The following is an 11,747-nucleotide window of genomic DNA, read 5'->3' as shown; positions in this document are numbered from 1 at the left end:
TTGTTATTATAAATTACCACTATTTAATTCTTTAACTGCAAAATCAACCGCTCTAGCTGTAAGTGCCATATATGTTAATGATGGATTTTGACATGCTGAGGAAGTCATGCAACTTCCATCAGTTACAAATACATTTTTAGCTGCATGAATTTGATTGTTAGCATTAAGAACAGATGTAGCAGGATCGGTTCCCATGCGAGCTGTTCCCATTTCATGAATGGTAGAACCTCCAGGTTTATTGTAATTGAACATACTCACATCAGAAAAACCGGCGTCTTTAAGCATAGTAGCACAGGTTTCCTGAATATCTTTCATCATATTCTTTTCATTCTCATTAAATGAAAAATTTATTTTAACTAAAGGCAAACCCCATTTATCTTTTCTTGTATCATCTAAAGAAATTTGATTTTCAAAATAAGGTAAACATTCGCCCCAACCAGCCATCCAGATTGTCCATGGACCAGGTGATGTTACTTTAGACTTAAAATCAACTCCAAAACCTGATTCACCTTGTCTGTCTTCCCACTCCTTTCGTTCGCCATCACCCTGAATATTATATCCCCGTTTAAAGTCTAATCCTTCATTGTCTTTTACATTACGATACCTTGGTATTAGAAAACCACATGGTCTTCTACCCTTATAATATTTATCTTGAAAACCTTCAAATACACCATATGCACCAGCAGATGAGTGATGATCCATTAAATTATGTCCGAGCTGTCCGCTATCGTTACCAAATCCTGATGGAAATCTTTTTGATTTAGAATTTAGTAATATAGATGTTGTAGCAATTGTGGAGGCATTAATAAAAATAATTTTAGACTTATAGATTATAATTTCATTCGTATTCGCATCTATTACTTTAACACCCGAAGCTTTCTGCGTTTCTTCATTGTATAAAATTTCTGCAACTATGGAATACGGACGAAGTGTTAAATTGCCTGTTTTTTCGGCGGCTGGAATGGTTGAACTATTGCTACTAAAATATCCTCCAAATGGGCATCCTCTATTGCAGAGATTTCGATTTTGACACGGTCCTCTGTTATCCCACCCACGAGATAAATTTGCAACCCTTGCTATTGTTAGTACTCTGTTTTCTTTATTTTTTATTGATGTTTTTAAATGACTTTCTACACAGTTCAGTTCCATAGGTGGTAGAAATTGTCCATCAGGTAGTTGAGGTAAATTCTCGGTTTGCCCACTTACACCAATAAATTGTTCTACATAGTCATACCACTTTTCCAAATCTTTATACCTTATAGGCCAATCTACACCAACACCATCTTTCTTATTTGCTTCAAAATCTAAATCGCTAAAACGATAACATTGCCTTCCCCATGTTAATGATTTTCCGCCTACCTGATATCCTCTCAACCAATTAAAAGGCTTTTCTTGTATATACGGATGGATTTTATCACTTACAAAAAAATGTTTATCTGCAGGGCTATACACATTACTATGAATTGGATCATTTTCTACATCCTGAAGTGTGTTGTGTAAACCATTTTTAAATTCCCAAGGTTTTAAGTTTGCCGTAGGATAATCAATAATATGTTTTACATCTCTTCCACGCTCTAGCAATAATGTTTTCAAACCGTTTTTACATAACTCCATTGCCGCCCAACCACCACTAATACCTGAACCAATAACAATGGCATCATAAATATTTTCTGTTTTAGCTGTATTATCCATAATTATTTCGTTGCCCACGATTTTTGATTTGATTTTAATGGCATGCACGCAATATAGCTTCCAGGAATATAATCATACGATAAACCTTGAGAAGCACCAAGTTCGGAGCTACAATATCCTTCGATTGTTAGTTGCTTTAGCAGTGTAAAGAAAGGACGACCAACTAGTTTATTATTTATTTTATTTAAAATTTGATAACGATAGGTATCATTTTCTTCAAAATGTTTCAATATTTCAGTACGTTGAACAGAATTGCAACGCTCAAACGGTTTATTAAATTTATTTTGTGTAAAGCTTGTAACGCTTTCTAAACCATTTAAAAATTTGTTTTGCTCTACTTTAGAAGTGCAATTATGCAAAACATTTATTATGTAATTATGAACACCAGCACTTTTTGCCCCTGGTGTATCGGTTTCTGGAATAATGGTTTCAGCTAGTTCAGTAATAAGCAGTTTAAAATCAGTTAACTGGCTTAAACTAATCTTTTGATGTAGATCGAACCATTTGTAGGCAGAAAAAGAAGAGATACCTAGAGCACTTAAAGCTAGAATACTTCTTATGGATGTTCGTCTATTCAAAATGAGGGGGATAATTACAAAAAGTAAAGATAAATATTAATCGAACAATTTTTGGTTTTTTAGCGGTATTATTTTTTTTTATTCAACAATTGAAGTTTTTGATTTATATTTATCAATTATCCCCAATCTATATTTTAATGAGACCTGTTTTCATCCCGGTTAGTGTTCAAAAGTACAACAAGAGTTCGAGTTTTTTAAAGTCTGAAATAAAGTCAATAAACGAAAAATTTAAAAAACTTTATAGTGATAAACCTGATATTTCGATTGTTATACCTGCGTACAACGAGGAAGAAAACATTCTAAAAACACTATTCTCATTATCAAATACGAAATCGAAATACTCGATAGAGGTTATAGTTGTAAATAATAATTCTAAAGACAAAACTGAAGATTTAATAAATGCTTGTGGAGTTATTTGTGTTAATGAATTGAAGCAAGGCATCACAAATGCTCGAAATGCAGGCCTTACTGTTGCAAAAGGAAAATACATTATCAATGCGGATGCGGATACGATATATCCAGAATCGTGGATAGATAATATGATAGACCCGCTAAATAACAGTAATAAAATTGCATTAACGTATGGCAGGTTCTCTTTTATTCCAGAAGAAACACCGCGGATTTTATATTTTTTTTATGAATATTTATCTGATTTTAACAGACATATAAACAGGCTTTTTAAAGAAGAGGCATTAAATGTTTACGGCTTTAACTCAGCATGTCGTAGAGAACAATGCTTAAGCGTTGATGGATTTGTTCATCCTCCAGGAACCAACGAAGACGGGTGGTTGGCCATGAAATTACGTAAAGCCGGATTTGGTAAATTACATTGGGTAACCAAAAGCGAAAGTATAGTATGGACAGGCGATAGAAGAATAATTGTTGATGGTGGAATTTATAAATCTACCTACGATAGATTTATAAAATATTTCAACTTTAAGCATGTTAAACAAAGTTAATATTTAAATAAATTCCTGATAAACGGCTTCGATATTTTTAGTCATTGTAGAAATATTAAATTTTTCTTGAACGGTTTTTTCAGCCTCAAGGCCCAAATCAGCGATTAACTTTCTATCAAGAATTAACCTTTGCAGCGTTTTTGATAAACTATCTATATCAGCAGCTTTAACAAGTAAACCATTCAAGCCATCATCAATCAGGTCGGTAATTCCATCGATTTTTGAGGCAATAATTGCTTTCCGCATAGACATGGCTTCTAGCAAAGCAATGGGCAATCCCTCCCACAATGATGGTAAACAAAACACATCTATTGCATTTAAGATATCCGGGATATCATTTCTAAAATCTACAAAAGTGATGTATTTGTCGAGATTTAAATCTTTCGACAAAGAAAGCATTTGAGTCTTTAAATCACCATCACCAACAATTAAAAAACGAATATTTTCCTTCTCTGGAAGCATCGCTATCGCTCTAAGAAACGTTAAAGGAGATTTCTGATTAGTAATTCGGGCAATGTATCCAACTAAAATAAAACTCTCATCTATACCAAATTCCAATCGAATATTTTTAAATTCTTTATCTGGATTAAATTTAAAACGATTTATTCCATTCGCAATTACGGTTGCATTTGTCATAGGGAATTTGGTTTTTCCTTCGATAAGATTACTCTTTGAAACACAAATCGTTTTATTAGCTACAGAAACCAGAAAGCGTTCGCTCATGCTCCTTATAAATTTTACCATTTTACTTTGGTCTGGATGGAAAGACCAACCATGAACCGTGTAAACTAATGGAATTTTAAGCAATTTTGCACTGTAAAAAGTGTTAGAATTGGCTCTTGTGCCATGCGCATGAATTAAGTCAATATTTTCGGCCGAAATAATCTGTCTCACTTGTTTCCAAACGCGAAAATTAAATGGTTTTTCAGTGCTTACAACATAAGTCTTAAAGCCATCTTGTTTCAACTTTTCAACCATTGGTCCTTCCGTAAACGATAAAATTACAGATTCGTATTTTGCTTTATCTAAGCTATTCACCAAATCCAATACATGTGTTTCACCACCACCAACCTGGCCCTGCCTAATAGCATGTAAGATTGTTTTTTTTGCAGTCGTCATAATTGATGTTAATTTTTTTTACTTCCCAATTCATCTACAATTCCTTCATTGTAATGAATCGTGGCAGTTGATATTTCATTCGCTTTCCTTGCTTTGAATAATGAGAGAACTTGCAAAAACATAAAAACAGGAACTTTTACAAGAGCGCTGTAAACAGCTTTCGGTGCTTTAAAAAAGTTTAAGGCGATAAAGAAAATCGCAAAGAAACTCGAAATAGCAATAAGCCAGAAAATTAACATACTTCTTAAAAAAAATACATCAATCAGGATGGATAACATAGATAAACCAGCAATAATAAACAAAGGCGGTCTTGAAAATATAAGTCCACACAAAAATTGATTTCTATTAAATTGGAACAATCCCTTAAAAACTAATTTCACACCTTTACCTGCATATTTAAACCATGTATTTATCCACCTAGCTCTTTGATTAACCAATTGCTGAGATTTAGAAGTTTTCTCGTCATAAACAATTGCCTTCTCGGCAAAAGCTATTCGTTTACCGCGATTCAAAATCTCCATTTGTAAAACCTTATCAAAACCGGCACCTTCGATTGATAATTTTTCTAAACACTCTCTGTAAAAAGAAGTTGTAAAAGCCATTCCAGAACCTGCTAATGATGCAGATGAACCGTTATCAAACAAAAGTTTTCTATCAATAAAGCGATAATAAATATCTCCAGCCTCATCAAGACAAGCATAAGCTGTGTTTAAATTTTTAGCTTTACGTACACCTTGTATAGCCAAATATTCTAAATCAAAAAATTTGTTTAGCTCATTTAAATATTCTGGTTCAACTAAATTGTCGCTATCTATTATGGTTAAAAGCTTATGAGGTCTAATAAATCTATTAACAGCATAAAAATGAGATTTAGTGTTACTAGCTAGTTTCTCCTCCGGACGAAGCAGTATAACCTTATCGCTATTAAAGTTAAGATTGGTAATATCGCAATCATCAGCAACCACATAAACCACAAAATTTTGGTAATTTAAATTTAAAATTGATTGAACAACATCGGGTAATAAGGTAGTTTGTTGATAAGCAGTAACAATTATTCCATAATCATACTCGCTTGTTAAAACTGTTGAAATTTTACTTTTACTTTTAAAAAAGTGAAAAATATATAAAAATACTGGAAGCAATAAATTAAAGCCAACCAATACCTGAAAAATGATAAAAATCGTAATTAAAACTTCCATATTAATTTTTATCTGATAATGTATGTTCAATAGCTGTATATAAATCCTTTACACTATTTTCCCATGTGTGCTTTAGAGCAAAATTTCGTCTGTTTATTTGAAATTCTTCTTTATCTTCACTAAGTGCTTGCTCAATTAGTGAAATGTATTGCTCTTTGTTTTCAGCTAAATAAACAAAATCAGAAAAAGTTTCCATTGCTTTAGTTGCCGTTGCAACTACAGGTTTTCCAACTGCTAAATACTCATCAATTTTTCGAGGATAATTACCAATGGTTACCATATTTATAAGCTGAGGGTTTATACAAACATCAAATGCATTTATAAAATCAGGAAGCAAATTAATTGGCTTGTTACCAGTAAATATTATATTCTTATATTTATGAAGGTCACTTCCTTTAAAAATATCATCTTCATGACCTACTAAAACAATTGTCCATTCTGGTTTTGTTAAAGCAATGTGAGCAATTATATTTATATCCAAACGGATGCTTTGAAGCGCACCAACATACCCAATTATAGGTTTTTTAATATTTGTCAGGCCTAAAATTTCTAGCTGGCTATCTTTCCTGAAAAAGATATCTAAATCACAACCTTGCCCTATGTAATAAGAATTTGAATTGTATTTGCGGCAGTAATCTGCGAGGAAAGTAGAATTAGCAACACACAAGGTATTTTTGGCGATTAATTTAGGCTCTAATTGCTCACCATGTTTTTTCCAATAATCTACAGCAATCATATAATCTCTTGAATAATAAACACTTGCTTTTGGCTTCAAAAAATTATTTAAGAAATAACCTTTAAAAATCTCATTATCATTAAATAGAATAAAATTATTAAAACCTAATTTCTTTGTAGCTTTTAATATAGATTTAGATAGCTTTTTATTGTTAAAGTAGTTAATCAAATTAAAAATTGCTGTGCTTGGAATCCAATTTATAGATTCTACCATACAATCGGGGTACAAATTCCATAAGTTATTTTGAACCTGAATTAAGCCATTAGCTTTTCCTTCGATAATGTCTAATCGCAATTTGGTTTTAGGATTGTTTTTATCGCGATAGAGTGTGATTCTATCTAAAGGAGAATTGATGTATAAAACTCTATTTGTTTTACTGATTTCTATTGCAATGTTTTTACAATTGCTTCCAATTTCAGTATCCCAGGGTTGTTGCCCAACAATTACAAAATCTATTCCTTCCAATTTTTGTTAATTAAAATTTTCTTAAATACAATCCAGAATAACAATTAACATATCTATAAGCTGTTCTTAAATGCCTAACAAAGAAATTATCACTATTTCGCCACATATTTCTATGCATTGTACTCGGCTCTGATGATGAATTTACCTGCTCTAGCACAGATTTATGTTCATCGAAAAAAAATGCTTTACCCCCATTTTTAATAAAAGACATCATCATTCCAAATTCAGTTTTATCGCCAGATGTACCTTCGATGTATCGCCCAAACTTTTGAAAATAAGTACTTCTTTTTAAATGAGGATGGTCGCTATATAATGCAAATTTATTTAATCCGGGGTACCACCATTTAAAAAGCATTTCAGAAAACCCGTATTTATAAGGTTTTAGGTAAGGGTATTTCTCGTAGGCATAAAAGCGAACTACATCAAAATCATGTCGTTCAATTAACAGAGAATGGCCATTCTTTAAATTTTGTGCAAAGCCTTCTAACGGTATAAAATCCTCTTGAATGTATAAAGTAAAGGGTGTTTTTACAGCATCTAACCCTTTGTTTAAATTATTTCCCAAACCCTTATTAATAGAGGTGGAAATCAATTTAAAATCGTATTGGTTGCTTATGCTATCAATATAGTTTATATGTTCTACCGAACTGCTATCATCAGATATAATAATTTCTTTAAAGGCACAATTAGCCTTCTTTAATTCAAAAAGCAAACGCTCTAAAGATTTACTACGATTGTAATGAGTAATCATTAAAGTTATATCATCAAAATATTCAACTTTCGTTGTAGTTTCCATTTGCTTTAATTAAAGGGATATTTTCTCCCATGAGGAAGTTTGTTTATTGTATTGCTTAATAACTTTTGCTGGATTGCCAACTGCAACAGAAAATTCGGGTATATTTTTTGTAACCACGCTTCCGGCCCCAATTATGCAATGTTTACCAAGTACTACACCGGCAGTAATTACGCTATTTGCACCAATCCAAACATCATCAGCAATAACAATCGGTTTGCAAGAAACTTTTTGCAACGAGGGTGGTATGTTAACATCTTCATAACCATGGTTAAGTCCAGATATAACAATATTTTGCGCCAACATAACATGATTGCCAATGGTGACTGGACCAATAATGACATTGCCCATCCCAACAATTGTTTTGTCGCCTATGATAACATCTCCAACACCATTATTTATAGTTGCGAAATCTTCAATTACCGAATTAATGCCTAGTCTAAAATCATTAAATGGAAAAACATCAAGCCTAGTATTGTAACGTACAATGGCTCCTTTACCTCGTTTATGTTTAAAAGGATTTAAAAACCATCTAACCCACAAACGTGGTTTATTATCATTAGCAGGCATTAGCATAGTTAATGCTAAGCTTTTTAACTTAGGATTTGATTTTATTTTAGAGATGATTGAGGTCATTATTTTTATTCGTTAAAATCTTCTGAATCCGATTTCCTTCTTCCTCTAAAAAAACCAATTATAAAGAAAATTATAGCAGGTACACTAAATATTTCCCAAGGCATGTTAGGCTATTTTAATTAAGTTTTTTTCTTTTATTTCTTTATCTAGTTTGGGCATCATGTACACAAAAACAATAGATGCATATACGATAATTGTTGTGGGCATAGTATTTATTACCTCATTACCATAACTACAAAAAAGAATACCTGCAAAGCCTGATGTTAATGCAATAGCTTTTATCTTCAAACCCTCGTCTTCTATATCCCATACAATACCACAACATCGCCCAAGAATGTAAACCATCATACAAATCCATATGGTGAAGCCAACTATACCATACATTGCCCAAACCTTTACCCAATAGCTATCGGGCTGTACCTTTGATAAAAATTTATCTGCATTGTAAGCCATTCCATTTGAACCAACAACACCTAAACCACCACCAAATGGAAGGCCGCTCATATATTCTTTTAATACTCTTTGCGATGCTAACCTTACATTTAATGATGGATCATCGGGATTTAGAGAACTTCTAAACCGATATATATTATAATTTCCATTACCAATATTGGTAAACTTTAAGAAACATAAAAATAATATAGCTAAAGCACCACCTAAAAATAATACTTTGAATTTTTTACTAAGTAAAATCGCTACGAAAGCACCAGGAACTAGCGCAAACATTGCTCCTCTTGTTCCAGATATTAACATCCCATATAACATTAAAGCCGAACATACTAACAATATAATTCTTACCTTTTTCTTAACCGGACCTAAGGCCAATATTAATGCAAGCAGACCAATATGAGCTTGCGATGCACCAAATTGTGCTGCTTCAGAGTAAAAAGAGAATACTCTTAATCGTCCCCACAATACATGCGTTACCGCACCTCCATTATCTAAAAATATTCTATCGCCCTTTGATAAACCAAAATGTAATTGCTTAATACCATCTAAAGCTGCAACTGTTGATAATGCAATTACTATAAGTAAAAAATAATCTAAATCTTTATTAGTTTTAAAAACTAGAGCATATAGTGTAACTATTAGTAAGGGATATTCTGCAGCAGACCTTATTTCCTTTAACCATCCAATTGTGCTTGCACCGGCAGGATTAGCGACTTCAAGTACACTTAAAAAAAACCAAAACAGAAAAAGATAAAACAAGTCATTATTTAAGTTCTTCCAATTTTCTTTAGGAACTGAAAAAATTGCACATATAAACGCTATTAACATTATTACCTCGATGAGAATACCAATAGGAAACATTATCCCTAATTCTCTTGAAATAAGCCAGTAAACAAAGCAATATATTAATAATATGTAAACAACAACTTTTGCAACCATAAATACGAAAGACAGTTATATTTTGTTAATTAACTCTGTATTTGAGTTTTATTTAAAACCCAACCTAAAAATCCAGGTAGTTTTTTAATATAATCTACAAACTCTTTATTCGAATCTTTAATAGTATTTCCTGCCTCAAATACTGCTAAATTTTTCTCTGTAAAAAGAAGCCACTCTTTAGCAATATTAATATCATGTAATGCATTAACATCTACAATTATGGTATCGAACTCGTCTTTTAATACATCGAAACCTGCTTGCAGACTTTTAATACTTTGAATTTCTAAAAGCGATTCTCGAGCTTTACTCTTATTCATTATCGTAATCAAATCTTCGGTGTGGATTTCCTTTTTGATTAGAAAAGTTTGGAAATTTTGGCTCGTGGCAAGTGCCTTACTATCAGATTTAACCACGGGAAGTTCATCGGCAATTAATAAAACCTTTTTACCTGTCATCGCAAACGCGTAAGCCAAACTATAACATAAAAACGTTTTTCCCTCGCCAGCTACCAAACTTGTAACACCTAAAATTTTACTACCATCGGCATCCATTTGGTTATTGATTTCAAATCGTAGCGACCTAAGCATATCACGATAAAGTTCAAAATTTTGATTACCATCTTTATCATTCCAAATATCTCTGATATTTCTTTCGTTACTATCAATTTTATTTAATACTCCTAATGTTTTCGATTTGGTTGCATTTGCTAATTGTTGAGCACTAACAATTTTATTATCAAGAAAGAATATCAACATTACAAATCCAAAGCTTGCTATAAAACTTCCTGCGCCAGCGCCTAATAAATAAAATATCTTTTTCGATGGTTCTGGGTTACCTGGGAGTCCTGGCTGTTCAATTTGTAGCCTCAATCCTAAACTTTGTCCGGCCCTATTTTGATTTACCTGATCTAAAGCAGTTGTATATTCCTTTATTGCCAAATCAGCTTCTCTTTGATAGTTCTGAATATCTGCATCATATGGAACCATGCTACTATACTTAGCCCTTAAAATACCCAATTGCTGATTAATTATGGTAAGGCTTCTTTTTTGTTCCTCTAATGAAATCTCTAAATTTGTTTTCTGGGCAATCAACGCTTGCTTGGAAGCACGTGGATCAACCACATTTTCATCAGCATTTTGATTACTTTTCCTAATTATAATCCTATTTATAGAATCAATTTTTAATTGGTCTGAAGCCTTAAATCCATTATCAACATACCTGTCAGATGCAATTTTTAATTGTTCTTTTAAACGAATTAGCTCTCTATTATCAACCTGAGTACTTCCTGCGGTAAATGAATCATTCCCGTTTAGTTTACTTCTTATTACAGAAAGCGCTCCCTGATTAGATTGTATAACTCTTAATGCTTCAGCACGTTGAGTTTCATATTGCGTAATCTGCCCGTAAACAGACCCAGATTGTTCATCAAGATTTAAAAAACCTTTATTTTTTTTGAAAGCAGAAAGAGAATTATTTTTCTCGTTCATTACAGCTTCCTTTTGTTTAAGCAAAGAATCTAGAAGAACGATTGAATTATTCTGGTTAACACTTATTTCACTACTATAATTATTAATAAAATCGGTTGCAAGGGTATTTACAACATAAGCAGAAAGTTCAGGGTTTTCAGAAACATACTCAATGGATATCAGATCACTATTATCTGCATGATTAACTTCAATCTGCTTTCTTAATGTTTCTTCACCATATCCCATCGAGCCAACTAAATTGTAAAGTTTGTATTTACCGTTATTATCAGATAGCGTCAATATTGATTTAGTTGCTAGCTTTTCTTTAAAAATCTGAATTAATTCAGCTCTATTTTGAACATTTAATGAATCTAGCTTTTCACTATATTTTCTAAATGACTTTTTTGGATTCTCTAAATCATGAATCATCAAATTATAGGCAAGTATATTCATGATTTTTTTCATCTTGAATTTCTCCATAATTTGATTAAACTGCTGACTTACTTGAAAAAAATCAGTAGTCTCGTTCGAAATAACTTTTTTTGAAGGATCTAAAAGTCCTGTAGAAATTTGGACTTCTGAACTATACTGTTTAGGTAAATTTTGAACCAAAAAGTACGTGATTATTACAGCAATAATGGGTACTAGAATTAGCACCCATTTATATTTATTAATCAGTTTTAAAAGTGATTTTATATCCATTTAAAGAATTTTA

Annotated in this window: 10 protein-coding genes; 1 reads left to right on the top strand and 9 read right to left on the bottom strand. The window is 32.1% G+C overall.

All coding sequences use genetic code 11. From position 1 onward, the window contains the following. Positions 1-6: 6 nt before the first annotated feature. Both ACFOWA_RS04785 and ACFOWA_RS04780 read right to left on the bottom strand, forming a co-directional pair. On the bottom strand, positions 7-1,692 hold the full coding sequence (locus ACFOWA_RS04785) for a GMC oxidoreductase (RefSeq protein ID WP_378984118.1): 1,686 nt from the start codon (positions 1,690-1,692) through the stop codon (positions 7-9). A 2-nt stretch (positions 1,693-1,694) separates the two neighbouring features. Beyond that, positions 1,695-2,270, bottom strand: a complete 576-nt coding sequence (locus ACFOWA_RS04780; protein ID WP_378982310.1) for a gluconate 2-dehydrogenase subunit 3 family protein — start codon at positions 2,268-2,270, stop codon at positions 1,695-1,697. A gap of 137 nt (positions 2,271-2,407) precedes the next feature. On the opposite strand from ACFOWA_RS04780, the gene ACFOWA_RS04775 reads away from it, so the two are divergent. Further along, the gene (locus tag ACFOWA_RS04775; protein WP_378982308.1) at positions 2,408-3,229 is read left to right on the top strand and encodes a glycosyltransferase; all 822 of its coding nucleotides are present in this window, start codon (positions 2,408-2,410) and stop codon (positions 3,227-3,229) included. A gap of 3 nt (positions 3,230-3,232) precedes the next feature. On the opposite strand, the gene ACFOWA_RS04770 is transcribed toward ACFOWA_RS04775, so the two are convergent. The 7 genes from ACFOWA_RS04770 to ACFOWA_RS04740 all read right to left on the bottom strand — a co-directional run bounded on the left by ACFOWA_RS04770 (position 3,233) and on the right by ACFOWA_RS04740 (position 11,734). Further along, on the bottom strand, positions 3,233-4,348 hold the full coding sequence (locus ACFOWA_RS04770) for a glycosyltransferase family 4 protein (protein WP_378982306.1): 1,116 nt from the start codon (positions 4,346-4,348) through the stop codon (positions 3,233-3,235). Positions 4,349-4,356: 8 nt separating this feature from the next. Then, entirely contained in the window at positions 4,357-5,547 is a 1,191-nt protein-coding gene (locus ACFOWA_RS04765) for a glycosyltransferase (RefSeq protein WP_378982304.1), read from the bottom strand. Position 5,548: 1 nt separating this feature from the next. Continuing rightward, the gene (locus ACFOWA_RS04760) at positions 5,549-6,748 is read right to left on the bottom strand and encodes a glycosyltransferase (RefSeq protein WP_378982302.1); all 1,200 of its coding nucleotides are present in this window, start codon (positions 6,746-6,748) and stop codon (positions 5,549-5,551) included. Between the two features lie 10 nt (positions 6,749-6,758). Continuing rightward, positions 6,759-7,544 (bottom strand): glycosyltransferase family 2 protein, encoded by a 786-nt coding sequence (locus ACFOWA_RS04755; protein ID WP_378982300.1) that lies wholly within the window; start codon positions 7,542-7,544, stop codon positions 6,759-6,761. Positions 7,545-7,553: 9 nt separating this feature from the next. Next, positions 7,554-8,177 (bottom strand): acyltransferase, encoded by a 624-nt coding sequence (locus tag ACFOWA_RS04750; RefSeq protein WP_378982298.1) that lies wholly within the window; start codon positions 8,175-8,177, stop codon positions 7,554-7,556. Positions 8,178-8,282: 105 nt separating this feature from the next. Beyond that, entirely contained in the window at positions 8,283-9,455 is a 1,173-nt protein-coding gene (locus ACFOWA_RS04745; RefSeq protein ID WP_378982296.1) for an O-antigen ligase family protein, read from the bottom strand. Positions 9,456-9,595: 140 nt separating this feature from the next. Continuing rightward, positions 9,596-11,734: an exopolysaccharide transport family protein gene (locus tag ACFOWA_RS04740; RefSeq protein WP_378982294.1), complete on the bottom strand. Its 2,139-nt coding sequence runs from the start codon at positions 11,732-11,734 to the stop codon at positions 9,596-9,598. Positions 11,735-11,747 lie beyond the last annotated feature (13 nt).

Source organism: Pedobacter lithocola (assembly GCF_042650845.1).
GTDB lineage: Bacteria > Bacteroidota > Bacteroidia > Sphingobacteriales > Sphingobacteriaceae > Pedobacter > Pedobacter lithocola.
Note: the sequence above shows the minus strand (reverse complement) of the source record. Positions and strands in the feature narration are given on the sequence as shown.